The sequence below is a fragment of the Bacillus sp. 05T31 genome (genome assembly GCF_056396725.1).
Map to the genome: position 1 here is coordinate 1 of NZ_JBFTMA010001515.1, position 362 is coordinate 362.

Genomic DNA, 362 nt, shown 5'->3' on the forward strand with positions numbered 1-362 from the left:
GTATTATCCACCTCATACTTAGGGTTTTTATCAAATACACTGAATGAAATAAATACTAAGTTAGCAAAATTATCTTTTAATTCACCATCAAAGTATTCATTAATAATTCCTTTTAAGGCTGTAGTTTTACCCGCACCATTCGTACCAATAATTGTATGTAAATTTGTAGGAGGTAATTTTTCTGGTATTACTTCAAAATCTAACATAGCTTTAGGCATGTTTTCTTTATCCATAAAATATGTAAATTGATAATCAGTTAAAATTGCTCCACCATGTGCGATTCTTCTAAATTGATTTTCTAAGTTATATTTATTTATATCTCTCATTAAAGAAAATTTAAAAACATCTTCATCCTTATATAA

At 26.2% G+C, this 362-nt stretch carries 1 pseudogene; it reads right to left on the reverse strand.

The window, feature by feature from the left end:
- A pseudogene (locus AC1DJR_RS34125) lies at positions 1 to 326 on the reverse strand (hypothetical protein); the annotation flags it as partial.
- Between the last annotated feature and the right edge of the window lie 36 nt (positions 327 to 362).